The organism is Adhaeribacter sp. (assembly GCF_057359045.1).
Genome location: NZ_JBMQUD010000124.1, coordinates 130,027 through 154,210, shown reverse-complemented (window position 1 = coordinate 154,210; position 24,184 = coordinate 130,027). Strand labels below are relative to the sequence as shown.

Here is a 24,184-nt window from a genome sequence, read left to right as displayed (position 1 = left end):
TTTCAGTTTTTTCACACAGCTATTTGTGTTAAACTAGCGAAGTTGCCTGCCGCTTCGTGTAGCAGGCAACCCAGACTTAGAAGTATTTTTTCGGTATTAATTTATTCGCTCCGTGAAGTTTGCGTTGTGGTACTGCCCGTAGAATAAAGCTGATTAAAGAGGAGTTTGAACGTACCGTGCGACTGGGCACGGAAAGTAATTTCCGGACCAAAAGCGTAGAGCTTACCGGCACCTACCGGGGCCATAAAAGCAGCTACACCATCTTTCAGGTAAGCCTGCCCCCAGGCCCAGCCACTGCGAAGCGGTTGATTGGTAGAGAACCAGGCCAGTGGTATTATTTTGCCGGTAGCTGCGGCATTGGGTGTAAGTTTAAAAACCGGGCTGTTATCAAAATATACATCGCCTTCGGCGGGCATGCCCCAGGTCGCCGGTTGCGCAGTGGCATAATTTACGCGCAGAATACTGCCGGGAATATAATATTTGGTGGCCGGCAGCGGTTTTTCCAGACCATTATTGGTCATCTCGACCAAGGCATTGCTTACTGGCAGACCCAAGTGATAGGCTAGGTTGGTGCTGGTACCAATAGTAACTACCGTTCCGCCGGCCTCCATAAACTTTTTAAGGGCCGGAATAGACTTATCGGTGGTAATTCTTCCCAGCCGGACCCGATATTCAGCCGGAACGTCTTCCGGTTTAAGTTCGGATGCTCCCCGGCCAGTACTCCTGTTCTCATTAGCGCCTTGGCTAACCGCCGGAATAGCTCCGGTAACAAACAAAATTACATCGTATTTCTTCTGCAAATCGCCGGCATCAATGTCATTCGGGTAAATTACCTGTACCGGGAACCGGTATTGCTCCATCAGCCACCGCACCCAACCCGAAGCCCTTAAGCCGCCATAACTATCCCAAAGGGCAATGCGCATCGGCGCTACCTTGGTGGTGGCACCCGCCGGACGTTGCGCTATACCTTTAATCTCCAGGCCATAATTAGCAGCAGCTTTCTCTAGTATTGGTTTTACTTTATCTGAAGCAGGAACAAAAAATGCCCCCTGCTCAGCCCCGGTATTCTGTACCCGATATACTTCAGCTCCGGCTTGCAATAAGTCATTTACCGCCACAAAAGTATTATTTACCTGCGCGTTTAACACAAAGCCGGCCACGGCTCCGGAAGCACTTATATTTCCCTTGGGCGCTTGCAACACACCGTAAGGCACCGCTTGAAAAGGTCCTTCAAAATTATCGAGTATGCGGTCGAACTGCACGCCCATTTGGTAAGCCAAAGTCCAGCCGGCGGCATCATAAGGCCGGATAGGCGGGCCGCCGGGATATTGAAAATCGTTGGGATGCTGCTGGGGCTCAAACATATCGAGTACGTGCGGACGGAAAGCCTGATTGGAACGCACAATATAAGACCCTGCGGGGTATTGCTTACCGGCTACCGTAAAACTACCCGTAGCTTTATGCACCAGTATGCCAGATTTTATCAGGGCGTTTATAAAGTTTACCGCCGTAGGAAAATCAGCCTGATTCGCCGGCAGAATATAACCACGCGGATCCCGCATGGCCGGGTTTTTAATAATTTCATCAAAATACTTAGCCGGAATACCGCTGCCACCCCCTAAAGAAAAATCGCCTTCTGCATTGGAATTGGCCGTATTGGACTTAGCTTCTTTTGCCTGATCTTTGGTGTGAGCGGCACTAACAGCCTCTATGTTTTTAGGATAAAGGGCCCAGAAATCTTTATTACCACGGTCGATGGAGTTTTTGCCCATGCGGTAAATGTTGTACAGAAGTTCGTCGCTGTGGCGGGTAGCATAGTTAAGTACAGCATAATTTAAAGAAACGGAATAATCAATAGACTGTCGGAAATGCCATTTTTGGGGAGTAACCGGGTTGGGTGTGGCTCCGTTGGGATAAAGCCGATGCGGTACCAGTGGTACATTCTCGGGCGTAGGGCTACCAATAATTTCAGTCAGGATGCCGATCATGTTGTGGAAATAAGGCGTCGTACGTAAACCGCCGTTCCACCACGTAGAGAACTGAGAACCGGTCCGTTGGGTATAACCGGGCTTGTTTTCGGCATTCAGCCGATTATTCATGGCAGCTCCCACCGCATCAATGCTGGTTACCAACAGCGGGTCATAAACATAGTTGAACGGATCGCGGTAAGGCGGCCCCGCCAATACCGAGCCGGCCGGGCCCGCCTGGTGGTGATTGTACATAATCTGCGGAATCCATTCTACAAACAACTGGCGGCTGATGTTCTGCGATTCCTTCATGTTCATCATATAAAAATCGCGGTTATTATCGTGTCCCACGTATTTTTGATATGGCCGGGGCAAGTGATTTAAAGTTCTTTTCTCTGGTTTACGCTCGCGCATATACCAGTTACTCACCAGTTCCTGCCCATCGGGGTTAGCGTGGGCTAGCAGTATAATTGTCTGATCCAAGATGCGTTTTGTTTCCGCATCTTCGCGGCTTACCAGTTGCCACATGGTTTCAATGAGTTGGTGCGCCCCTACCGTTTCGGTAGCGTGCAAACCGCCATCAATCCAAATAACGGCTTTGCCTTCAGCTGCTAAAGCCTGCGCCTGCTCATCGGTCAAGCCTTCGGCATGCGCCAACTTCCGGGAAATTTCTTTATACCGCTCCAGCTTTTGAATATTCTCCGGCGACGAAACAATCAGCATATATTGATGGCGGCCTTCTTCCGTAAGCCCAATGTCGACCAGCTTGGTCCGGGGAGATTGCGCCAGCTTTTTAAAATAGGCCTCTGTTTGGGTATAAGTGGTTAGCTGGTAATCGTCGCCGATGTTAAAGCCAAAATGCTCTTTGGGCGAAGGTATTTTCTGCGCCCAGGCAGCAGCGGCTTGCAGCAATAGCACCAGAACCAAGATATATAATCGTTTACTAACCATAGATAAAGTTTTTAGGTGAAATAAGTATAAGATATAGTTAAATCTAAGCTGTTATAAGGGTTCAGCGCCTAGATACTATAGCCTCTGGTAAACATTTACCAGTGCTACTGCACGCACGCTTAATTATTTTTTATTGCTTCTACTGTCTTCTGAACCGCACCCCTACCCGGCAATCGCCAATTTCGCCCCGGGCTTCGTCGCACACGTTTTCCTGGAAACCTACAATCCGCCGGCCGTCTTTCAAGTTTAATATAAATTTAAATAGAAAATAATCATTTTGTGTTACGGTACCCAGGTTTGTACCGGTAAAAGCCGCCATTTGCCCGGCCGTTACGGTAAAAGTTTTGGGAAATTCGGTTACGGTCTCGTACAATTTATCGGCAGCACCTACCCGGCTGGGTAACGGAAATTGGGTTACACTGGGGTAAACACCGCCCGGTTGCGAAATTACAATCGGGTAAGCCGGATTACCAGAAGCCGGGGCTTTGTTAAAACCCAAATACACTTCTATTGATTGTACTTCGGCCTTGCCAAATCCTTCCCAGTTCAGAACATATTCAAACTGTTGGTTGGCCAGATTGGCATCGCCTAAATTAAAAAAAGAGGTATTGGCGGTAGCCACGGTAGGCAATGCCGATTTGGCGGTATTTACGGTTACCAAAGGTACTGCCGTGTACGACCAATTTTCCCATTCGTAATCTTTGGTTTTACAGGACCCCAAGGCCAGCAAACCTAACCAAGTAAAGTATGCTATATTTTTTATCATGATAAATTTAAATTTTATGTAGGGGGAAATATTTATGCAAACAGCCCAAAACAGCAGCTCTCTAATTCTGATCCCAAAATACCGGCGTGATTTGCTGGGCAGTTTGCAACTGCGAAGCATCGCCCGATACGTGCACATTCGTTGCCAATTCTGTGATGGAGTAAGAGAGCCGCAGCGGGAAAATATTAAGCGGCGATTGAGGTGCAGGTAGCAATGGTAAGCCAGTGCGGCGGTAATCATTGTATGCCTCCATGCCATTGCCAAACAATGCAATGTATTTCTGGGTCATCACCAGGTTAAGTTTACCCGCCGCATCAGCTGCATCATACTGCGCTACCCGATTAGCTGTAAAAGCATTAATAGTAGCGGCCGGAATAGAAGGCGCGGAATTTCCCGAGGTAGTAGTAATAGTATTAACGCTGTTTAAATGGGCCGTTATCCCTTCCTGGAACAACGCTTTCGGGTCACCGGGCGTACCTAAAGCTAAAGTCGCTTCGGCCAAAATAAATTTTACCATGGCGTTGGTAATGAACGGGAATACTCCAGCACCGGTACCATCGGTATTGTTTACAATTTTGGGTGTGCCGGTGGCGCCGCTATTGGTTACAAACACGTTGGCCGCGGTAAGGTTATTGATCGGGCTGCTGTCGTAAAGGCCGCCGGCCGGGTAAACGCCAAAGGTCGCTTTTAAAGCATTATCGTTCGGCGAAGCAGTAGGGTCGCCGGTGTAGCGACCAAAGTAGCCGTTGCCGGTTGGGGTAAACCCTACGGTATAATTAGAAGTTTGCCGGAAGAAATAGTACCGAAGCCGGGGATCGTCGGAATTAAATAAACGCTCGATAAAATGCTGGCTCATGTAATAATTTTTACCGGCCTGGTATTCGGTGCGGTGCCAGGGATGCCGGTTAGCCGGCGTTTCGGAAGAACCAAACCGGAACGAAAAGTCCTGGGTATTGGTAGAAATAAGTGGGGCATTACTTGTAATTAAAGCTGTAATTCCAGCCACTGCTTTGTCTCTTTGCACCAACCTAATTTGGTTAAATAATTTCAGCTTTAGTGAATTGCCCATCCGAATCCAATTATCTTTCGAGCCCCGGTAAATAATATCGGCACTGGCGGGCAAAATATTAAAAGCTCCTTTATTAGCATCGGCTAAACCTTCGTCGATCAGGGTGAATATTCTGTCGTAAATGGTAGCACCGTTTTCAAATGATGGGTCGGTAATGGTTCCGCCCTGCGAAGCTTCCGAAAACGGTACATCGCCCCACATATCTACCATCAGGCTATAAATATAGGCTTTTTGCAGTTTGGCAATGGCCACGTAATCCCAGCGCTGCTGCGTGGTTCCTTGCGCAATAATTATTTCCAAATCGTTCAGGGTCTGGGTGTATAAGCCGTTCCAGGACTGCTGGTAAGTGGTGCCGTCCTGGAAGTTGCGGCTGGTGGTAGCGCTATACAGATGTTGCACCAGAATAGAAGTACCCTGGTTTACGTCGCGCAGGGCACCGGCCATAGATACCTGGGTAGCCGGCAACAATAAATCCAATACCGGGGCTGTGGGGTTATTCGGGTCCTGGTTAATATCCACAAAATCTTTACACGAACCAGCTAAAAAGAGTAAACCCACTAAAAAAGCAATTTTTATTTTAGGAATATATTTCATCGTTACAAAAGACTAATTGTTAAAACAACCGGTTAGAACGTTACCCGCAGGTTTACCCCAAATCTTCTGGTAGAAGGAATCCCGATAAAATCGAAGCCTTGCGAATTGCCGGCACCCAACGAACTGGTTTCGGGATCGAAGTTGAGGTATTTCGGGAAATTAGGTGCCAGGTACCATAAATTGCGACCACTGAATGAAATGGAAAGGGAACCAAAAGGCGTTTTGCTTAGCCAGGTGGTGGGCAATTGGTAACCCAACGAAACTTCGCGCAGGCGGAAAACCGTGGCATCTAAAATATTTACCTCGTCGGCCCCGCCCGGGCCAAAGCCGCCGGTGAAATAATAATCGGCCACGGCAATTCCAATGTCGTTCGGAATTTTATTGCCTTCGCCATCCAGAAGTGGCTGTAAAGTATTTACATCACCCAGCACACCCGGTCCCACCAGAATCAGTTCCCGTTCTTCGGTATCGCGGGTTACGCCACGGCTCAGCAATTCGTAAGCCGTGAAGGAGTACATATCGCCGCCTTGTTTCCAATCGAATAAAGCACTTAAGGTAAAGTTCTTAAACTGGAAAGTATTTGTGAGTCCCCAGATAAAATCCGGATTTGGGTTACCAATGGCTTCGGTACGGCCACTTAAAATGGGTTTACCAGTGGCGGGGTTAACCAGCACATTGCCTTCATCGTCGCGGGCGTAGGTAGAGCCCCGAATTAAGCCGTAAGGCCGACCAGCAATGTGCACGCTGCCTAAATCAGAGAAGCCGCCGTAAGGCAATTCAGTTAAAGAACCTATATCTAATACGGTATTCCGGTTGCGGGTAAAGGCCGAGGAAATATCCCAGGTAAAACCACTGGGAGTTCTTACGGGCGTAGCATTAAAGCCTATTTCTACGCCTTCGTTCTTCGATTTACCTAAATTAATTACTTTTTGGGAATAGCCGGAAGAAGGCACCGCATTAACGGTAAAGATCTGAGACGTGCTTATTTTATTATAGTACGTTACATCTAAGCCAATGCGGTTATTCAGGAACTGCAATTCGGTACCTAGCTCCAGCTCCGTAATAAATTCGGGTTTAAGATTGGCATTGGCCAATAAATCGGACTGCGTAAGAATACTTTGCCCGATAAAAGGAGCCGAAATAGTACCGCTGCCAGAAGAGCCAGCCCCCAGCACCGGGTTGGCAATGTAGAAATTCTGCGTTTGGTAAGGCGTTGCCTCGTTGCCTACCCGGGTGTAACCTGCCCGTATTTTCCCAAAGGACAACAATGAAGGTGGCAGAGCCATTAACTGCGTAAATATTAAAGAAGCACTGACCCCGCCGTATAAATAACTCCGGTTATCCGCCGGCAACGTAGAAGACACATCGTTGCGCCCTACCAGATTCAGGTAAATAAAATCTTTGTAATCGAGGGTAATATCGGTAAAGAAAGCATAATACCGTTGTTTAAAATTATTCCGGTTGTAAGGCAAAGACCGCGGAATGGTAGTGCTGGTGTTGTTGAGCGAGTTAATGCCCCGGAAAATAATGTTATCGCCAAAAGAAACCTGCCGCTCCGTTAAACGCTGGTTTATGTTGTTACCCAAAATAAATTTTAAGCCAATATTTGGGGTAAGCCGCTGGTTAGCCGTTAGCAACAAAGTATTGTCTAATTCCTGGCGGTAAATATTATCGCTGGTAATATTCCCGTTCGGGAAATAATCGCCGCCCTTACCGTTTATAACCATGCGGCGGTCGGTGTAGGCATTAAACCCAATAGTGTTTTGCACATTTAGCCAAGGCAAAGGATCAGCTCCTAATACCAGGTTACCGTAGTACCGGTCTACTTTACTTAAAGAAGGGCTGTTGTAAACCGACCAATACGGGTTATCGGTACCCACCCGATCGTACACATTATTACCGTTAAGAGGGTTGGTATACGGGAAACCGGTTAAATCGTAGCTAGTGGGCACAAACATCAGGATATCCATAATGGAGTTAACCACCGCCCCACCCGATGCAGTTGCCGTAGATAACTGCGGCGACGTTTGGTCGGTATTTACATAATTTAGGGCGCCGCTTACATAAAATTTGTTTTCCAGCTGCGCATTACCGCCAATGTTAATAGAAGTGCGGGTAATTTCGTTTTCCGGCACCACGCCCTGGTTGGCCGTGCGGGATAAGCCTGCCGTAAAATTTCCTTTTTCGCTCCCGGTAGATACAGAAATTGCATTTTCTAACACACTGCCGGTCCGGAAAAACTCTTTAACATTGGTCTCAGAAAAAGATCGATAAGGCACCTGAATAGGAATGCCATTGGCATCGTAAAACTCCGGAAAAACGGCTTGGCCGTAGCGGCTAATGGCTAAGGGATGCGGTACCGTAGCCCGCCCCGGGAAAAACTGGGTAGCGGCATAAGGTGGCCCCCAGGAGCCAAATACCCCGCCCCGGTAATCGAAGTTTGTTCCTTGGCCGTATTTAGTTTGATATTCCGGCAAGCCCGCCACCGTTTCCAGAGAATAAGAAGTGTTATAAGCAATTTCCAGGCCCTTGCGACTTTGCTTTTTGCCAGATTTGGTAGTAATAATAATAGCACCGTTGGCGGCCCGCGAACCGTACAAAGCAGCGGCAGCGGCACCCTTCAGTACGGTCATACTTAATATATTATTCGGGTCCAGGTCAAAAGCCCGGTTGGTAATAGTTGCGCCACCTACCGTTCCGTCGGTGCTGCCAAAGCTAGAGTTGTCAAAGGGCACCCCATCTACTACAAACAAAGGTTGGTTATTGTTACCCAAAGAAGAATTGCCCCGGATATTAATATTGGTAGCGCCTCCGGCCGCCCCACCCGAGCTTTGAATATTTACCCCCGCTACTTTACCGGTAAGTGAGCGCACCGGGTCCGGCTCTGATTTTTGGGCAATTTTATTTGCATCCAGCGTCGTTACAGCGTAACCCAAAGCTTTCTTTTCGCGCTGAATACCCGCCGCTGTTACTACTACTTCGCCGAGTTGTTTGGTATCCTCGCCCATTTTAACATGAATGACCGATTGATTACCAATAACAATATCACGGGAGGCGTAGCCAATAAAAGAAAAAGTTAAAGTACCTCCGCTAGCCGGAACCACTAATTTATAATTACCATCAGTATCAGAAGTTGTACCATTGTTTGTACCTTTTAATAATACACTTACTCCTGGTAAAGCTGCACCATCTTCCGAAGAAGTAACTTTACCCGAAATGGTTTTTTCCTGGGCAAAGAGCAAGTTATTGGTTCCAATCCAAAGCAGTAAGGTTATTAAACCAAGTAAAACTTTTTTCATACTAATTGCTTAAGGGTGAAATAAAGGACGTAAAATTCTTGTTAAACCGCTTTTCCAGCAGTTAAGGCAATAGGTTAAATCGATGATGGTAATAGTTGCTGCGGTTAAAGTAAAGCCATGGATTTTCACCCAAGCTTCTGGCTATACCCAGGTAAAGCATTTTCCGGATAATGCTTAAGATAGTTCTAATCAAACCAATCTCCCTGGCTGGATTAAATAATTACCGCGGTGGGGGTGCGATAAAAAAATGAATAACCTAGCTTTAAAATTCTATTTATTTGATAAAGCTTAAAAATACAGTTAATTAAAAATCAGTTTGGTACCTACGCTAATGTATGATTCAATTGCATCAGGCATTTATTTTATTACTTTTCTGGTTCTCTTTAAGAAATTAGGCAGTTAAAATATATAAATAAATTATCCAGGTAAATTATCAGATATTTTGTTTTGACTACTTATTCCAAAAATTTTCGGGACTGATACTTTTGCTGCTTCTGTAACGAGCAAATTAAAGTCGGATTTTTGCTGCATATTTTTCATTTGTACCAATCTTAATTTATTTAAAAATATAAGGTTAAAGAAAACCAGCGCGCAAACACTTAATTAAAAAATATCTACCTTAAAGTAATTTCTGTTGTTTATTTTTTAATCAACTACAGAAGTAAATTAAATAATTATAATTCATAAAAAAAACTATTTTCCATAATTAATATTAATTTTTAATCTATTTATTTTATTTATTATCACTTTTACACTAATCGCTGTCAAAAACCTGGGCTTATCTGGCATACTGGTGCTTTATTTTATATTACGCTATTATTTTAAAATCTGAATCAACACCAGATAAAATCATGCTGTATATTTAATAAATAGGAACGGCTAAATCGAAGGATTACATGGTTAAGCTTTTTGCCGCTACGCTCTTAAAAAGAGATAAGAAACCTGGAGTAAAGTTTAGTTTACATTATATATAAATACTATACCTGGGTTTAAATTATTTCAGCTTTCCTTATTATCTCTGGACATGCCTAAGAGAATAAGGAAAGCTGCAATAACTTTAGATATTGTTTCTTTAAACTAAATCCAGAATTTTTTCTGATGAATGTAATTCTCGACGGCTTCCGGCACCATATAGGTAATAGATTTGTGCTGGCGCACACAATCGCGGATTAGCGTAGCCGAAATATCCAGCATGGGCGCTGGAATGATTTTTATTTTGGGATGGCCTTGCAGCGTATAGGCTGGCGTGCCGGCACGCGGGTACACGTAAACTTCGAAAAACTCGAGCAAGCGCTCATAATTTTTCCATTTAGGGAAAGACGGCAAATTATCTTCACCAATAATTAATACAAACTGGTACCCCGGATATTTATCCTGGAGGTAAGTTAAGGTATCGATGGTATAGCTGGGGCGGGGCATTTTAAACTCTACATCCGAAATGCCCAGGCGGTCGTTTTTATCTATGGCCAGCGATGCCATGTGTAACCGATCGAATTCATGCAGCAAGCTGCTGCTTTTTTTAAACGGATTTTGCGGCGACACCACGTACCAAACGGCACTTAAATCGGTATTATAGGCCATGTAATTACCTAAAATTAAATGGCCCATATGAATGGGATTAAACGAACCGAAAAGCAGCCCTACTTTCATACCCGGCTTTAGTTGTTGATAAAATTATTTACCAACTCCTCGGCTTCTTTAAAAGCATCTGCCAGGTTTTCGTTTACAATTACCGCATCAAATTTATCTTCGAAACTTAGCTCAAACTTAGCTTTAAAAACGCGGCTCGAAATGCTCGAAGCCGAATCGGTTTGGCGAGCCTGTAAGCGTTGGCTTAAAATTTCGATAGAAGGTGGCTTTACAAAAATGGCAAGCGCCCGATCTTTGTAAAACTCTTTAATCTTTAAGCCGCCTTTTACATCTACATCCAAAATGGCGTGGTGCCCCAGGCTCCAAATGCGCTCTATTTCGGTTTTAAGCGTTCCGTAAAAAGCCCCTTCGTATACTTCTTCCCATTCAACAAAAGCATCCTGCTCAATTTTCTGGCGAAATTCTTCGGGGGTAATAAAATAATAATCTTTGCCGTTTACTTCGGCGCGGCCGCGTTTATCGCGGGTACAAGCCGAAATAGAAAAATCCAGGTTTGGAATTGTCTGCAGCAGATGTTTTACAATAGTGGTTTTGCCGGCACCGGAAGGAGCCGTAAATAGTATAATTTTACCTTGCATCAGGGTTTAAACCGTGGCTTTGATAACCGTTTGGATCGAAGACATTAAATTAGTGGGCACTACTTTGCGCTTAATGTTGTCGCGCAAGAAACGCTTCAACTGCTCGTGTTTCTGGTGGGCGGCAAAACACTCTTTGCAGGTTTCAACGTGGGTAAAAAAATAGGTTTTATCCTCATCAGAGGCTTCCCCGTCAATGATTATATCCAGCAGCGATACTATTTTATCACAATCTGGATTTGCACCGGCATTGGCGGTTGCTTCATTAGGCTTAGTAGCAATTGTCTTCATACTTAACGTTTAGTTATTCTTCATTTTCATCGTTATTATATCCCATAGTTTTAGCATATCCTTCCAGTTTCTCTTTCAGGAAATTCCGGGCCCGGTGCAATCGGGAACGAACCGTCCCGATGGGTATATCCAGAATTTTTGCCATTTCTTCATAAGTAAAACCTTCTAAATCGCAAAGAATAATTACAGTTCTGAAATCTACGGGTAAGGAATTTAGCGCACTTGCTACCTCATCGCCAATCAGTTCCTGCACACTCTGGGACCGCATATCGGAGGTAGAGGCTATTTCCGCATCTCCATCGTTCCCTTCGGTGTTATAATAACTTTCTACTTCACTATAATCAACTTTGGCTGGTTGTTTACTCTTTTTCCGAAAATCGTTTATAAACGAATTCTTCAGTATCCGGAACAGCCATGCTTTGGCATTAGTTCCTTGTTCAAAATATTCAAAGAACCGGTAGGCCTTCAAATAGGTCTCCTGGACGAGATCGTTGGCATCATCTTCGTCTAAAGTTAACCGAAAAGCAAAGTTATAGAGCGGATCGATGATCGGCAAAAGCTCTGCCTCAAATCGCGCATCTTTCTCTTCTTTGCTGAGTTGACTCTTTTTTTCGTCGCTCATTGGGTTAAATGTATGCTTTAGTTTACGTAAACAGATACCTATACGCAAATAAACAAAAATATATTACACGGCTAATACGTTATTTTTATGATTAGTAACCGTAACTTCTATTTAAATTTAAAGATTTACTTTAATTTTAAACCTCTGCTGGTAAATTTTATCTAATTATTCCGGTTTTGCCCTGTTGCCGCAAAATTAAACAAAGTAAGCGTATCTGCCCGCTTGGCTGTTATAAATAACTGGTAAAACTTTTAATCCCGGTAAAAACCACTTTGTTTTCGGAACCTTAACACCTGTTTCTGACTACTTTAATAAACCTGAAAAATTTGGGCATGCCCGCTTAAATTTCTGGTTTCTGGTTACAGGTAAAGGCACTATTTAGAAAGTTCAGCTTTAAAAATTACCTTTGTGGTATTTCTGATACAATTCAGAACTTTTTGCCCCGCATGCAACCGAGTTTAAGCCAACCCATCAGTGCTATTATTCCCACTAAAAACGAAGAAGCAAATATTGCCGAGGCCATCCAGGCGGTGCATTGGGCCGACGAAATTCTAGTAATTGATTCTTACAGTACTGACAATACCGTAGCCATTGCGCAGCAATTGGGGGCCAGGGTACTGCAACGGCACTTTGATACCCATGCCCGGCAAAAAAATTTTGCCATTAACCAGGCTACACACAATTGGGTTTTTATATTAGATGCCGACGAGCGCGTACCAACGGCTTTAATTACGGAAATAAAAAATATATTAACCCAATCTGCCACCGATAAAGTAGCTTACTGGATAAAACGAGTTAATTATTTTATGGGCCAGCAGGTAAAGTACAGCGGTTGGCAATACGATAAAGTTATCCGGTTATTCCGGAAAGACCAATGCCACTATCCTGAGGTGCAGGTACACGAAGAAATACAGGCCACCGGTGCGGTAGGACAGTTGCAAAATAAATTGGAACACTACACCTACCGCGGGCTCGGGCAATATTTAGAAAAATGGGACCACTATACCTGGCTTTCGGCCAAAGACCGCGGTAAAAAAACCGAACAAGTTACTCTCTACCATCTGGCTCTTAAACCTTTTATCCGGTTTTTCCGGCATTACGTGTGGTTTCGGGGTTTTCTGGACGGCAAAGTAGGTTTTATTATAAGTTATATGGCGGCTGTTAGTGTTTTTATGCGGTACCTGAAGTTATGGCGCCTGCAGGAAGGTGAAAAAGAATAAAGCGCATGAAAGTACTGCATTTAAGTTCGGAGAAAACCTGGCGCGGCGGCGAGCAGCAAATTGCTTACCTGCTGCAAGAGTTACCTAAACACCAGATCTCAGTTTACGTAGCCTGCCGGCAAGGCTCAGCATTCGAAAAATATTGCCAGGAAAATAATATTGCCCATGTGGCTTTACCTTTTGCGAATGAAGTTGATTTAATTACGGCGCAAAAAATAAAAAATTATTGCCGGCAACACCGCATTGATTTGGTGCATGTGCATAGTGCGCACTCCCATGCCCTAAGTGTTTGGGCCGATATATTGGGCAATCATTTACCTATAATACTAAGCCGGCGCGTCGATTTTCCGGTAAAAAGCAACTGGCTCTCGCATTACAAATACAACTACCCCGCTATCCGGAAAATAATTTGCGTATCGGATAAAATAAAGGAGGTAATGGCGCCGGCGCTTAAACAGCCGGAAAAACTGGTTACTATCCACAGCGGCATTGATTTAGCCCGTTTTGAAGAAAGTTACCGCAACGGCAAACTGCACGAAGAACTGGATTTGCCCCTGAGTACTTTTTTAATCGGCAACGTATCGGCCATTGCGCCGCACAAAGATTATTTTACGTTTGTAGATACCGCTACCCAATTAATTAACCAGGATTTAGAAGCTAAATTTCTGATTATTGGCGATGGTCCTTCGCGCCCCGAAATTGAAGCCTACGTAGCGCAGAAGAACATGCAAAAGCATATTTTGTTTTTAGGTTTCCGGCACGATATTCCCGAAATATTACCCGAACTGGATGTATTTTTAATTACCTCTGAAACCGAAGGTTTGGGCACCACAATCCTGGATGCTTTTGCCTGCCGCGTGCCCGTGGTAGCAACGGCCGGTGGGGGTATTCCCGAAATTGTAAAAAATAACCAAACCGGTATGCTGGCTGCCGTCCGTGATAGCGATATGCTGGCCACTCACGTCCTCAATGTACTCACCATCGATTCCTTACGCTCCCGGTTAATATCTAACGCCACCGAATTCTTAAATGGCTTTACCAAAGAACAAACCGCTCTTAAGACCTTAGCCGTTTACCAGGAAATTTTAGAAAATAAGTAGCTAGATTCTTATTATAACCTATTTATTTTTTACGGTGCAACCTTCTGGTAGCCTAGGGGCTCTTACCTGTAAATACACCACACCCCTCTATGAAAAAAATAATCCGCATGGCTTTACTTAGCCTCATTGGCCTTTCTTTTTTTGGCTGCACCGAAACAGAAGACATTATTTCGGTTTGTTTAAGCGGAAAAATAATAGATTACAATTGCGGCAGAAAGCCGGTAGTACAAATCCTTACCCCTAATGCCCGGATTGGTGTTAAAGTACCCGTGGGTGATGGTACAAAAGAAGTTGAAAACGTGGTACAAGTTAATAATTTACCACCTGAATTTAACAAACCCGGTATAACCTTCTATTTTTCTTTCCGGCTGGCAAAAGAAGACGAAAAAGATATGGGTCCCTGCCCGGCTATTTATACACCCTACGATGTTCCGCAACTCATGGTAAACGGCATCTGGGAGCTACCCTGCCCAGATGATGATGATTGGGATTAAAACAGGAAAGCCAGGCAAATGCCTGGCTTTCCTGTTTTAAATATGTAATCCGCAAAAATTAGTAGCGGTAATATTCTGGTTTAAAAGGCCCCTGAACATCTACCCCAATGTAATTGGCTTGTTTATCGTTCAGTTCTTCTAACTCTACCCCAATTTTAGCTAAGTGCAGGCGGGCTACTTTCTCATCTAAATGCTTAGGCAAAGTATACACTTTGTTTTCGTAAGCGGCGTTGTTCGTCCATAATTCTAACTGGGCCAATACCTGGTTGGTAAAAGAGTTAGACATTACAAACGATGGGTGACCAGTGGCACAACCTAAGTTTACCAAACGACCTTCGGCCAAAACAATCACGTTTTTGCCATCGATGGTATACATATCTACCTGCGGCTTAATTTCGTCTTTGGTGCTGCCGTAGTTATTGTTTAACCAGGCCATATCAATTTCGTTATCGAAGTGGCCAATGTTACAAACTATCGCTTTGTCTTTCAGGGCACGGAAATGCTCTTCCCGGATAATATCGCAGTTACCGGTAGCCGTTACCACAATATCAGCTTCTTTAATAGCGGTTTCCATTTTCCGCACAGCAAAACCATCCATGGCGGCTTGCAGGGCACAAATCGGGTCAATTTCGGTAACAATTACGCGGGCACCAGCACCCCGTAAAGAAGCCGCCGAACCTTTTCCTACGTCGCCGTAACCAGCTACAACGGCTACTTTACCCGCCATCATTACGTCGGTAGCTCTCCGGATAGCATCTACCAAAGATTCTTTACAGCCGTATTTGTTATCGAATTTAGATTTGGTAACGGAGTCGTTGATATTAATAGCCGGCAAAGGCAATGTACCTGCTTTTACGCGCTCGTATAAGCGGTGTACGCCGGTAGTGGTTTCTTCCGAAATACCTTTAATACCAGCAGCTAACTCCGGGTAACGATCCAAAACCATATTGGTTAAGTCGCCGCCATCGTCCAGAATCATGTTTAAAGGCTTACGATCTTCGCCAAAGAATAAAGTTTGCTCAATACACCAGTCAAATTCTTCTTCGTTCATGCCTTTCCAGGCGTAAACCGGAATACCGGCCGCGGCTATAGCAGCAGCAGCATGATCCTGGGTAGAGAAAATATTACAAGACGACCAGGTAACTTCGGCGCCCAGTTCAATTAACGTTTCGATTAATACGGCCGTTTGGATAGTCATGTGCAAACAACCGGCAATACGGGCACCCGCCAGTGGTTTAGAGGCGCCAAATTCTTCCCGGATAGCCATCAGACCCGGCATTTCAGCCTCGGCCAATCTTATTTCTTTCCGACCCCACTCGGCCAGCGTAATATCTTTTACTTTGTAGTTAACGAAAGTTTCAACCATTGTTTTTATCTTTTTGAGATGCGAATTTACAAAATTAGGTTCTGAACTCCAAAGGCTCATATATACAGGCAATTAAATACTTATTATAGACTTTCAAGACGCTGGCTAATATTTTCATATTATTGCTTAAAGTCCCTACAAACCAGCCTCATAACAAAAGTAAAACAAAAGAGTTTAATCTGCACAGAATAAAACACAAAACTCCACCCGGTTTTGTGCCAGGCAGAGTTTTATATTTAGCGCAGCAGATAGCCGGTTAATTATTTACAATTACCTGGGCGCCCAGGGTATTGGTATTTCCGGCCGGTGGTGCCACGTAGCCGCGGGCAAAAACGGTGTATATTTTTCCGTTTTGCAAGGCTACACCGGGTAAATCCAACACCACCGTATTAGTTCCGGCTAATCTAACTTCCAGGTTATAAGTGGTGGCATCTACCGGGGTAAAATCGGTAGCCGATTTAAAACTGCGGTTGCTAAACAAAACCGGCCCGTTTTTAACCGCAATATCTACGGCCGGCGCACCCGGTGATAAATGGACAAACCGTACGTGGGCTTTGCCCGAAGCCGGCGCCGCTAAATTATCGGTCAGGACCAAAGCTTCTATATTAGCCAGGTTATTGATAGCAAACACCGAATAACTTTTATCAGCTTCCAGGTTGGCATTGGCGTTAATAACCGAGGTGGTGGTACCGGCCGCATTTACTTTTAAATTACGCTGACCAGCCATTACGGCCAGGTAACCCGAATTATTTGGGAAAGTTAAACCGGCAGAATTAACTTTTTTATCATCTACCAAAACGTCTACGGCAGGCGCGTTTGGCGAAGCGTGTACCACCATTACCCGGGCTTGGGCATTCATCCCATCCGTATCATCGTCGTCGTCGCAAGCAGTAAAGAACAAAGCCGGAAAAATTACCAGTGATAAAAGTTTAAACCATTTTTTCATAATCTTATTTTTTAGTTGATTATTTATATTAAACAAAATTAGAACCGGTATCTATTTATTTTGTTTAACATTATTAAAAAATAATTAAACAAAAATTCATATCGTTTTAGCATATTCTTTTTGATTATTTATTGCTACCTATAAATCGGTTATAAAAGTAATTTTGTGGGGTGAAGAGATTCTAAGGCTGTCGTGAAGCTATTAAAGGGTTTGCCTTTAAATAAAATCGGGAGCGGCTCTAAAGCCACAACAACTCTGAGAGAATACTGATTAATAAAAGATTATTTAATGACTGAGGTAAAGCCGCTTACGTTAGAAGATCAGGAATTTGTAAAAGAACACGAGCTGGCTAATCCGGCCCAATTGCTGCTGCAGGGTAGCCGCTACCGGCATTTACCTTTAAAAGAACTGGTGCATTACATCCAGGCCCGCCAGAAAATAAAACTAAAGCTACCTACCTGGCACCAGAACCTACATATTGTTTACCCCAAAACTTTATCGCTGGAGCAAAGCTCTTCCGAAACAACGGCTGCTTTTAAAGCCAATTTAGTAGGTGGTAATATTTTAATTGATTTAACCGGCGGCTTTGGCATCGACAGTTATTTTTTCGCCCGGCAGGTAAAGCAGGTTATTTATGTAGAGCGCAATCCGGAACTTACTTCCATAGCGGCCTATAATGCCGGGATATTGGGCGCTGAAAATATTACCTTCCATACGGCCGAGGCAACCGCATTTTTGAATACTTACGATGGCTCCGCCGACTGGATTTACCTGGACCCGGCCCGCCGCGACACCCAAAACCAAAAAGTACATCAACTAACCGATTGTGAACCCGATGTACTGGCACTATTGCCTGTATTATGGCAGAAAGGGGAAAATATTCTTTTAAAAACCTCGCCTATGCTGGATATTAACCAGGCCCTTCTGGATTTGCCGCAGGTGCATAAAATTTACGTAATAGCCGTAGAAAACGAGGTAAAAGAAGTACTTTACCATTTAACCGCCCAAGCCGGTATTACCCCCAACATTCAAACGCATAATTTATCCGCAACTAAAGAAAACCAATATTTTGGTTTTAGCTCCGCCGATGAAGAAAACGCAACCGTAACTTATAGCCCGCCCCAAACTTATATTTACGAACCCAATGCCGCCATTCTGAAAAGCGGCGGCTTTAAATCGTTGGCCCAGGCTTATGGGTTAAATAAGCTGCACCGCAACAGCCATTTGTATACTGCCGATAATTTAGTAACCGACTTTCCGGGCCGGATATTCCGGTTAAAACAGATTAGCCGGTACCAAAAGAAAGAACTCCTGCCGCTAATACCCGCCAAAAAAGCCAACATTACCGTGCGCAACTTCCCCGAAACCGTAGCCCAAATCCGCACCAAAACCGGCCTGAAAGAAGGCGGCAATATGTATTTATTTGCTACCACCGATTTAAATCAGAAGCCGGTAATATTGGTTTGCGAGAAAGCTTGAGCGGTGAACAGGATAAATCAAATTTATTTCCCTAAATAATAATTAATCTCAAAACCACTAGCTAAAGCTAGTTACCAGTAGGAAAATTGCCTTACAGAAAGCACTTAAAGTACCATCCTGGCTTTTTTACCCAAAATTGCGTATATTTAATTTATTATTAACTTCATACAGCCTATATGCGCGATATACAGTTAGTGGCAACCACGCGGCCAATGAAAGAAATTCCGGAAGATGAAGATTTTAAATATTGGCTATCCCAACCGGTAGTGGAACGGCTACGGGCAGTAACCTTACTGGTAAGCCAATCGGTTACACCGGGGCAACGCCTGGATAAAACAGTGGTGCTTAAAAGAAAGCTGAAGGCTACCCCGCTATGCGTAGGGTTAGCGCTAGCGCACTACGCATTTTTGTAAAGCCAACCTCCGATTGGCGTAATCTACCTGCCACCGTTCAGGCTTTACCTTAATTGGATTTTAATAGCGTTCACCCTTAGATGGAGCCCTCACAAACCTTAAGAATAAGATAACACAAATCCAACTTCCTGCCTGTAGGGGTACGGGCCCAGGAGAAGATGTTCTCTTCCTTAAATTAATAGTACCCTTTGGTAAACTTCAATTATCAGACGGGTTTTGCGCTGTTTCTAGAAAATTCATTAAATATTATTTACTACCCTTAAAAGGTTTACCCACTACTATTTTATCGCCGGAATCGTCTACTTCAAAAAGATTGGGAATGCGGATATAACGCCCGTTGACACTTTTGTGGCTATGAACCGCCATTAGTAATTTTCCGGAGAAAGTGCGGAACAACATGCCATGGCCAAAATTTGGCGGCGTAATCAGCTCTTTTTCCTGAACCCAGGGGCCATCTAAAGTTCCGTTTTGGGAGTAAGCCACGCCTTGCGCGTAAACATCGTGTATCCAGCTGGTCCAAATCATACCCAGTTTTCCGGTTCGGGTACGAAAGACGTAAGGGCCATCCGTTACTTTGTTTGGTACATTATTGCCATCGGCGTTGCGCTCCTTACTCCACGGCGAATCACTGGCCCGGAAAAGAACTTTCCCCTCTCCTACGGTACCGCTTAAATCTGGTTTTAAGGCTATTTTTTCAATGGTTCCATTCCAGTTTTGCAGCCATTCATAACAGTAAAGCATGTAAGGTTTGCCGTCTTTGTCTACCCACAGGGTATTATCCAGGGTGGGTTTGTCGGCGGGCAGATAAGCAGGATCTTGCATGGGCACAAAAGGTCCGTCGGGTTTGTCGCTCACTAAAACATGGCAGGCGCGGCGTTCAATTACATTTCCTTTTACCGTATCAATTTTTACCTCCCGGTTAGTAAAGGTGCCAAAGTAATAATATTTTCCTTTGTACGGATGCAGTTCTGCTGCCCAAATCATGGGGTTCTTGCCCATCCAAGACGCAGGGTCATGCTGTACTACCCGGTAAGGACCAGTCCATTTTGCTAAGTCTTTGCTTTTCCACAACATCCCGCCGGTACCGGTCATATAATACATCTGCGTTTGGGGGTCGGCCATTATAAAAGGGTCGCTCAGCCGGATGGAGTCTAAGGGCACATCATGTCTTACGGTCGGGGTTCTGTTTTGCGCGAAAACCAGGGGCAGGTTTAGGCTTAGTAAGGTTAGCAGGAGTAAAACTCTTTTATAAACCATTGTGTGTTAAAGTTTAACCCAATTTAGTACTTTATTTCTTTCTCTTCCTGAACGTCAGAAATAAATAGTTAAAAATAATGCCCCCAAATTTACCATCCCTCCTAAAACCAGTGGGGAGCTTTCAGCACATCTGAAAATATATACCTAATTTTGTCAGCTACTTAGTTGCTAGAGGCACCTGTTGGAAGAATCAGCAATATATGTTCCCACAAAGACTAATAGCTAATAACGAAACCTTACTTTGCCCGGCTGGTCCATTTATTATCTTGCAGCCGGAAACGCCAGGGTAGCAACGCATCGGTACCGGCGTAAGCCACACCTACCCGGGGGCTGGCGATTATTTGGTCATCAGAAATAATATTTTGGCGGTCTTCCAGCCAGATAAGGTTACCGGTTAAATTGGTGCCGTAATGTTTTTTATTTATACCCAAAGCTATGGTTACCAACCCGGGACCAGCGGTAAGTTTGGGCGTGATTTTAAGGTGGTTTCGGCGCAGAAGCATTTCCGGAATACCCTCGGTGGGTTCAATGGCCCGGATTAAAACGGCATCGGCTTTGCCGGCTACATTGGTAATAATATTGAATAAGGTGTAAATGCCGTAAATTAAATAGGTATACGCCACGCCGCCCTGGTGGTACATAATCTCGGTGCGGGCGGTACGCTTACCCGAATGCGAATGACAAGCCAAATCGTTCTCGCCAGCGTAGGCTTCCGTTTCTACAATTAGGCCACCGGTTAAAACCCCATCAATACAAGTAAATATATACTTCCCGATAAGTTCTCTGGCAATTTGTACTACATCTGGCCGGGTATAAAATTCAGCAGGGAGTTTCGTCATCAAAAATAAAATGGCAAGTGAATAAGGGAATTATTCGGATAATTTGCTGAATAGTTTTAACAACACCTTATAGCCAGTATAAAAAGAAATAGCCTTAAAAAAGAAAACCCGGCAGTTTTGTAGAGCTGCCGGGTTTTATTACCAGAAAAGTTATTATTTATTCGAGAAATATACCCAATCGAGGTTAAATAAATTTTGCTGCTTGTTTTCGGGATTGGCAAACACAAAGTAAATAGTTTGCGGGCCATTTTGCAGGCCGGTAAGCGGGGCGGTTAATTCATGCCATTCGGTTTTCTTGCCGGCCGGTATAGTTAGGGTACTCACCAAAGTGCCATCGGGTTTACCTAATCGCACCTCTATTTTGCCGCCTGCGCCGCTGGTTAAAACGCGGTATTTCAAATTTTTGACCTGGGCTAAATCCAGTTGGTTAAATTTAACAAAACTGTTGTGCTTAATATTGGTAGCATAAGTTAAAAACTGCGTGGTGTTGGTGCCTAAGCGCACGTTGCCTTCGTCGAAATCTTCTATCTGCACCAGCGGGTTGCGCAAGGTAAAGTGGCGGCGGGCCTGCAAAGGTTCTATGCCGTTGGCCCCGTTATCGGTATAGCTGGCGAGTAACAGGTACGAGCCTTCGTTGCCTTTGCCCACATGCGCTGTTAAAGGTAAGGTGCCCTGCAACGGCAAAGTAGCGGCTGTTTCTTTTAAAGATAAAATATATTGCACAATTTCCTGCGCGTCGTTTGGCGATAAATCGGGGTGGGCCGACATGGTACGCTGGCCCCAATTGCCGCTGCCACCTTTAATAATTTTCTGGGCCAGTTGGGCCGTGGCACCGGTTTTGCCGGCATACCGGGCGGCTACGGCGGTATAGCTGGGCCCAACCGAAGCTTTATCTAAGGCATGGCACGCTTTACAATCTAAATTGGCGAGCAAGGTTTGGCCTTTTAGATATTGCATATTGCCCGGCCCCTGGGGGTTGGTAAGCGCCACGGCAATATCTTTGCCCCGCGGCATAAAATTAAAAGTTACCTGTACGCGTTTGGGGTCGATATTTTTATCTTCTACATCGCTTACTTTTACTTTATAATCGAGTTTGGTGTTATCCCAGTAAAAAGTTTGGTTAGCGGTAGTGGCCATTTGAATTTCTGGCGGGGCATTGCCGGCTTTTAGTTGCACGGTGGCCGTGTTGCTTTCGCCGTGGTTGTCTTTTACGGTTAAGGTTACCGGGTACACGCCGGGCTTTTGCAAGGTGTAGTTAAGTTTTTCGCCGGTAATTTCCTGGCCATCTATACGCCAGCTAAATTGCAATTGGTCGTTGGGGTCGTAATCTTTAGAGCCGGCCGCCGACAAACTTACATTAAAAGGCACGGCATCGTTTAATTTATCTACCTGAATATTGGCCACCGGCCGGCGGTTACCTTCGGCGTATTCTATCCGGATTAAGCGGGCATCGGCGTTTTTCGCGAACCAGTTGCTGCCGTACTCCAGAATATAAATCGAACCATCAGACGCAAACTGCATATCGGTAGGCGCTACAAAGGTCAGGTGGTCCAGAAAAGGCTCCATGCGCAAATAATTATCATTCTCGTCGAGGGTAACGGCCATAAACCAGCGTCTTACCCAATCGTAAATAAACAGCTTGCCGTTGTAATAGTCGGATAATTTGTATTTGGCCTGCGCGAACAAACTGCTGTAATAAACCGGCCCGGCCATAGCGGTTTCGCCGCCTTTGCCTACCAACGGAAACTTTTTTGAAACGCCATCGCCGTACCAAATCATAGCGGGCTGGGCCGGAGGCAACTCACGCAAACCGGTATTATTCGGCGAATTATTCAGCGGCTTTTTGGGGTCGAAAACCGTGGGACGGATTTTTTTGGTGGCGTAATCGTAGTACGGAAACACCTCGTTGTTGCCCAAAAAATAAGGCCAGCCAAAAAAACCGGGTTTACGTGCCTGGTTTATTTCGTCGAAACTTAAAGTTCCTTCCGATGCTGGCACTTTGGTATCGGGCCCAATGTCGCCCCAGTATACGTAACCATTTTTCGGGTCTATGGAAAAGCGGTACGGGTTGCGGTGGCCCATGGTATATATTTCGGGACGGGTTTTGGGCGTGCCTACCGGAAATAAATTGCCGGCCGGAATAGAATACGTGCCGTCGGGCTCGGGTTTAATGCGCAATATTTTACCGCGTAAATCATTCGTATTGGCGGCCGTTGCCTGGTCGTCGGCCAGTTGCCGGCCCAGGCGTTCATCAATCGGAATATAGCCTTCTGTATCTTCGGCGTTGGTGTTATCGCCGGTCGATAAATACAATAAACCATCGGGGCCAAAAGCCAGGTAACCGGCCATGTGGCAGCAATACTGCCTTTGGGTTGGAATTTCGAGTAATATTTTTTCGGATTCGCGGATTAAATTGCCGTTGCGCAATTCCATACGCGACAACCGGTTAACGGCTTTCTCGCCGGCTACGGCATAGTAAAAATATACCCAGTTATTCTGGGCGTAATTCGGGTCGAGCGTTACGCCCAGCAATCCGTCTTCGATGCCACTGAATACATTAAAATTGGCAATGGTTTTGGTTTCTTTGGTAGCGGCTACATACAACTTAACCCCACCTTTCCGCTCTACAAATAATACATCGTAATTAGGTAAAATGGCCATTTGGTTCGGCTCGTCCATGCCCTGGCTTAAAACGGTGTAGGTATAGCGGCTGGCATCGGGCACCGGTAAAGTAGTGGCTTGGCGGTAATCCGGGCGGGCGTTTTTATTTGCCGTGTAAGTTATGGCTTTTTGTAACTGCGCAGAGGTAAACGGTTGCGGCAGCAGTTGCACGTTGCCGTTATCCTGGCGCAACTCCTGGCCCGTTGCAAAAGTATTCCAGGAAGCCAGCCAGGGCCAACCGGTTTGGGCGTGAACCGTATCTTTAATGGCCACCACACCCCCACCGGCCTCCAGGTAGCGTTTTAAAGAAGTAATGGCTTTGTGGTTAAGGGTAGATATCGCCGAAAAAGAAAGTACAATACTGCTGTAGTTGGCCAAAGAATCTTCCGCCAAATAACTTACGTCGTTGGCTTTATTCAGCTGCCAACGCGCCTTGGCCGCTATTTCCTGCAACTCGCTTTCCTGCTCCGGGGCTACGGCATTATAATAAATTAAAACCCGGGTAGCCGGTGCTTTGGTGTTTACGTTCCGTAAAGTGTTTCCGGAAGTGCAGGTAGTTAAAAACGCAACAACCAACAGCAATAATAAACTTATTCTCATTTCGCAAAAATAATAAACCAGACCA

General features: G+C 44.9%; 18 protein-coding genes. 5 read left to right on the top strand and 13 right to left on the bottom strand.

The features are described from left to right. Nucleotides 1-101 precede the first annotated feature (101 nt). The 8 genes from ACO1R6_RS19515 to ACO1R6_RS19480 form a co-directional block, all read right to left on the bottom strand. Entirely contained in the window at nt 102-2,918 is a 2,817-nt protein-coding gene (locus ACO1R6_RS19515) for a M14 family metallopeptidase (protein WP_486266778.1), read from the bottom strand. A gap of 139 nt (nt 2,919-3,057) precedes the next feature. Beyond that, nucleotides 3,058-3,684, bottom strand: coding sequence for a hypothetical protein (locus ACO1R6_RS19510; RefSeq protein ID WP_486266777.1), 627 nt, complete (start codon nt 3,682-3,684; stop codon nt 3,058-3,060). A 61-nt stretch (nt 3,685-3,745) separates the two neighbouring features. Further along, entirely contained in the window at nt 3,746-5,347 is a 1,602-nt protein-coding gene (locus ACO1R6_RS19505) for a SusD/RagB family nutrient-binding outer membrane lipoprotein (RefSeq protein ID WP_486266776.1), read from the bottom strand. Between the two features lie 32 nt (nt 5,348-5,379). Then, nucleotides 5,380-8,646: a SusC/RagA family TonB-linked outer membrane protein gene (locus tag ACO1R6_RS19500; protein ID WP_486266775.1), complete on the bottom strand. Its 3,267-nt coding sequence runs from the start codon at nt 8,644-8,646 to the stop codon at nt 5,380-5,382. Between the two features lie 1,077 nt (nt 8,647-9,723). Next, nucleotides 9,724-10,296, bottom strand: a complete 573-nt coding sequence (gene nadD / locus ACO1R6_RS19495; protein WP_486266774.1) for a nicotinate (nicotinamide) nucleotide adenylyltransferase — start codon at nt 10,294-10,296, stop codon at nt 9,724-9,726. A gap of 8 nt (nt 10,297-10,304) precedes the next feature. After that, entirely contained in the window at nt 10,305-10,874 is a 570-nt protein-coding gene (gene gmk / locus ACO1R6_RS19490) for a guanylate kinase (protein ID WP_486266773.1), read from the bottom strand. Between the two features lie 6 nt (nt 10,875-10,880). Continuing rightward, nucleotides 10,881-11,162: a zf-HC2 domain-containing protein gene (locus ACO1R6_RS19485; RefSeq protein ID WP_486266772.1), complete on the bottom strand. Its 282-nt coding sequence runs from the start codon at nt 11,160-11,162 to the stop codon at nt 10,881-10,883. 13 nt (nt 11,163-11,175) lie between these two features. Then, on the bottom strand, nt 11,176-11,784 hold the full coding sequence (locus ACO1R6_RS19480; protein WP_486266771.1) for a sigma-70 family RNA polymerase sigma factor: 609 nt from the start codon (nt 11,782-11,784) through the stop codon (nt 11,176-11,178). Nucleotides 11,785-12,230: 446 nt separating this feature from the next. Between ACO1R6_RS19480 and ACO1R6_RS19475 the strand changes: the two genes are divergently transcribed. The 3 genes from ACO1R6_RS19475 to ACO1R6_RS19465 all read left to right on the top strand — a co-directional run bounded on the left by ACO1R6_RS19475 (nt 12,231) and on the right by ACO1R6_RS19465 (nt 14,598). After that, nucleotides 12,231-13,004, top strand: coding sequence for a glycosyltransferase family 2 protein (locus ACO1R6_RS19475; RefSeq protein WP_486266770.1), 774 nt, complete (start codon nt 12,231-12,233; stop codon nt 13,002-13,004). A 5-nt stretch (nt 13,005-13,009) separates the two neighbouring features. Beyond that, nucleotides 13,010-14,104, top strand: coding sequence for a glycosyltransferase family 4 protein (locus ACO1R6_RS19470; RefSeq protein ID WP_486266769.1), 1,095 nt, complete (start codon nt 13,010-13,012; stop codon nt 14,102-14,104). Nucleotides 14,105-14,193: 89 nt separating this feature from the next. Further along, nucleotides 14,194-14,598 (top strand): hypothetical protein, encoded by a 405-nt coding sequence (locus ACO1R6_RS19465; RefSeq protein WP_486266768.1) that lies wholly within the window; start codon nt 14,194-14,196, stop codon nt 14,596-14,598. 58 nt (nt 14,599-14,656) lie between these two features. Here ACO1R6_RS19465 and ahcY read toward each other — a convergent pair whose 3' ends face one another. Further along, nucleotides 14,657-15,964 (bottom strand): adenosylhomocysteinase, encoded by a 1,308-nt coding sequence (ahcY, locus tag ACO1R6_RS19460; RefSeq protein ID WP_486266767.1) that lies wholly within the window; start codon nt 15,962-15,964, stop codon nt 14,657-14,659. Between the two features lie 256 nt (nt 15,965-16,220). Next, a complete protein-coding gene (locus tag ACO1R6_RS19455; RefSeq protein ID WP_486266766.1) occupies nt 16,221-16,910 on the bottom strand; it encodes a DUF4397 domain-containing protein in 690 nt (229 codons plus the stop codon). 288 nt (nt 16,911-17,198) lie between these two features. Between ACO1R6_RS19455 and ACO1R6_RS19450 the strand changes: the two genes are divergently transcribed. Then, the gene (locus ACO1R6_RS19450; RefSeq protein WP_486266764.1) at nt 17,199-18,389 is read left to right on the top strand and encodes a class I SAM-dependent methyltransferase; all 1,191 of its coding nucleotides are present in this window, start codon (nt 17,199-17,201) and stop codon (nt 18,387-18,389) included. A gap of 176 nt (nt 18,390-18,565) precedes the next feature. Continuing rightward, complete coding sequence (locus tag ACO1R6_RS19445; protein WP_486266762.1) at nt 18,566-18,802, top strand: hypothetical protein; 237 nt, start codon at nt 18,566-18,568, stop codon at nt 18,800-18,802. 246 nt (nt 18,803-19,048) lie between these two features. On the opposite strand, the gene ACO1R6_RS19440 is transcribed toward ACO1R6_RS19445, so the two are convergent. The 3 genes from ACO1R6_RS19440 to ACO1R6_RS19430 form a co-directional block, all read right to left on the bottom strand. Then, complete coding sequence (locus tag ACO1R6_RS19440) at nt 19,049-20,059, bottom strand: glycoside hydrolase family 43 protein (protein ID WP_486266761.1); 1,011 nt, start codon at nt 20,057-20,059, stop codon at nt 19,049-19,051. A 236-nt stretch (nt 20,060-20,295) separates the two neighbouring features. After that, complete coding sequence (locus ACO1R6_RS19435) at nt 20,296-20,898, bottom strand: DNA-3-methyladenine glycosylase (RefSeq protein WP_486266760.1); 603 nt, start codon at nt 20,896-20,898, stop codon at nt 20,296-20,298. 153 nt (nt 20,899-21,051) lie between these two features. Further along, nucleotides 21,052-24,159: a PQQ-dependent sugar dehydrogenase gene (locus ACO1R6_RS19430; RefSeq protein WP_486266759.1), complete on the bottom strand. Its 3,108-nt coding sequence runs from the start codon at nt 24,157-24,159 to the stop codon at nt 21,052-21,054. Nucleotides 24,160-24,184: the final 25 nt, after the last annotated feature.

What these genes read in the sequence shown, in the direction of transcription:
- ACO1R6_RS19515 (WP_486266778.1), bottom strand. Translation starts at nt 2,918, where the DNA reads ATGGTTAGTAAACGATTATATATCTTGGTTCTGGTGCTATTGCTGCAA.
- ACO1R6_RS19510 (WP_486266777.1), bottom strand. Translation starts at nt 3,684, where the DNA reads ATGATAAAAAATATAGCATACTTTACTTGGTTAGGTTTGCTGGCCTTG.
- ACO1R6_RS19505 (WP_486266776.1), bottom strand. Translation starts at nt 5,347, where the DNA reads ATGAAATATATTCCTAAAATAAAAATTGCTTTTTTAGTGGGTTTACTC.
- ACO1R6_RS19500 (WP_486266775.1), bottom strand. Translation starts at nt 8,646, where the DNA reads ATGAAAAAAGTTTTACTTGGTTTAATAACCTTACTGCTTTGGATTGGA.
- nadD (WP_486266774.1), bottom strand. Translation starts at nt 10,296, where the DNA reads ATGAAAGTAGGGCTGCTTTTCGGTTCGTTTAATCCCATTCATATGGGC.
- gmk (WP_486266773.1), bottom strand. Translation starts at nt 10,874, where the DNA reads ATGCAAGGTAAAATTATACTATTTACGGCTCCTTCCGGTGCCGGCAAA.
- ACO1R6_RS19485 (WP_486266772.1), bottom strand. Translation starts at nt 11,162, where the DNA reads ATGAAGACAATTGCTACTAAGCCTAATGAAGCAACCGCCAATGCCGGT.
- ACO1R6_RS19480 (WP_486266771.1), bottom strand. Translation starts at nt 11,784, where the DNA reads ATGAGCGACGAAAAAAAGAGTCAACTCAGCAAAGAAGAGAAAGATGCG.
- ACO1R6_RS19475 (WP_486266770.1), top strand. Translation starts at nt 12,231, where the DNA reads ATGCAACCGAGTTTAAGCCAACCCATCAGTGCTATTATTCCCACTAAA.
- ACO1R6_RS19470 (WP_486266769.1), top strand. Translation starts at nt 13,010, where the DNA reads ATGAAAGTACTGCATTTAAGTTCGGAGAAAACCTGGCGCGGCGGCGAG.
- ACO1R6_RS19465 (WP_486266768.1), top strand. Translation starts at nt 14,194, where the DNA reads ATGAAAAAAATAATCCGCATGGCTTTACTTAGCCTCATTGGCCTTTCT.
- ahcY (WP_486266767.1), bottom strand. Translation starts at nt 15,964, where the DNA reads ATGGTTGAAACTTTCGTTAACTACAAAGTAAAAGATATTACGCTGGCC.
- ACO1R6_RS19455 (WP_486266766.1), bottom strand. Translation starts at nt 16,910, where the DNA reads ATGAAAAAATGGTTTAAACTTTTATCACTGGTAATTTTTCCGGCTTTG.
- ACO1R6_RS19450 (WP_486266764.1), top strand. Translation starts at nt 17,199, where the DNA reads ATGACTGAGGTAAAGCCGCTTACGTTAGAAGATCAGGAATTTGTAAAA.
- ACO1R6_RS19445 (WP_486266762.1), top strand. Translation starts at nt 18,566, where the DNA reads ATGCGCGATATACAGTTAGTGGCAACCACGCGGCCAATGAAAGAAATT.
- ACO1R6_RS19440 (WP_486266761.1), bottom strand. Translation starts at nt 20,059, where the DNA reads ATGGTTTATAAAAGAGTTTTACTCCTGCTAACCTTACTAAGCCTAAAC.
- ACO1R6_RS19435 (WP_486266760.1), bottom strand. Translation starts at nt 20,898, where the DNA reads ATGACGAAACTCCCTGCTGAATTTTATACCCGGCCAGATGTAGTACAA.
- ACO1R6_RS19430 (WP_486266759.1), bottom strand. Translation starts at nt 24,159, where the DNA reads ATGAGAATAAGTTTATTATTGCTGTTGGTTGTTGCGTTTTTAACTACC.